Source organism: Spirillospora sp. NPDC046719 (assembly GCF_040645715.1).
Classification (GTDB): Bacteria; Actinomycetota; Actinomycetes; order Streptosporangiales; family Streptosporangiaceae; genus Spirillospora.
The window spans coordinates 6,604-7,778 of the sequence record NZ_JBEYYT010000431.1 but is presented as its reverse complement, the minus strand read 5'-3'; the positions used below and the strand labels follow the sequence as shown (position 1 = coordinate 7,778).

At 70.6% G+C, this 1,175-nt stretch carries 1 protein-coding gene and 1 pseudogene; both read left to right on the top strand.

The genetic code is table 11. The features are described 5' to 3' along the window. Nucleotides 1-729 (top strand): CHAP domain-containing protein (locus ABZ914_RS42000; RefSeq protein ID WP_500200276.1); only part of this gene is annotated, 729 nt, incomplete at its 5' end. A gap of 180 nt (nt 730-909) precedes the next feature. Continuing rightward, a pseudogene (locus ABZ914_RS41995) lies at nt 910-1,175 on the top strand (hypothetical protein); the annotation flags it as partial.

Genomic DNA, 1,175 nt, shown 5'->3' with positions numbered 1-1,175 from the left:
TTCGATCCCAAGCGCATCGGCACCCGCGTCGCCGCCGGCGCCGTGCTGTCCCTGGCCGGCGCGTTCGGCTTCGCCTCCCTGGTCCCCTCCGCCCACGCCGACACCCACCCCGCCACCACCAAGCCCGCGGCCACCGCGCACGTCGCCGCCGTCACCGACGTCAAGTCCGATGTGAAGGCCGACGCCAAGGGCGCCAACACCGGCGGGCAGACCGCCAAGACCGGTGCTAAGACCGGTGCGAAGGCGGGTGCGACCGCGCAGGACGTCATCAACCTGGCGCGCACGCAGGTCGGCACGCACGAGGACGCCTCGGGCAACAGCAAGTTCAACAACTGGTACATCGACTCGCCGCTGGGCGAGCAGAACGCCCACCGCATCGGCGCCAAGAGCGCCTCGGTCTACAAGGGCCAGTCCTGGTGCGACATGTTCGTGTCCTGGCTGGGCCAGAACACCGGCACCAAGGGCATGGGCGCCGACGCCTACACCGTCAGCCACGCCCAGTGGTTCAAGAAGACCGGCCACTTCGGCCAGACCCCCAAGCCCGGCGCCGTGGTCTTCTTCGCCTGGAACGGCGGCGGGATCAAGGGCATCGACCACGTCGGCATCGTCGTCAAGGACAACCACGACGGCACCATCAACACCATCGAGGGCAACACCGGCGACGCCGTCAAGCAGAAGGTCCGCGACACCTCCACCGTCGCCGGCTACGGCTACCCCGAATACCGGTGACCCACGGGGGCCACACAAGGCCCCCGGGCCCTCCCCCCGCCCTTTCCGCACCCGCCTAGCGGTGCTCCCCCCTTCCCTTTTTCCATCCCCCGCGCGATCACGTCCGCGTGCCGTGCGCCGCACCTCGCATGCCCCAACGGGCGTGAGGCGGGCGCCCGCACCACCGAGCGAAGGATGAACATGCAGCAGCGAGCCATCGACACCGCCCTGACCGCCCTGACCGGTACCGCCCTGGCGGGCATGCTGGTCGCGGGCGTGGCGGTCGAGAGCGCCCACGGCGCCCCGGCGGACAAGCCGATGGCGCACAAGGCCACCTCCCAGCAGGTGACCGGGCACCACAGCAACACCACCGGCCACACCACCGGCAAGAGCAAGGCCAAGGCCGCGCCCAAGACCCGCGCCGTGCTGTCGGGCAGCACCACCGCGTCCTACTTCTGGGACGACGG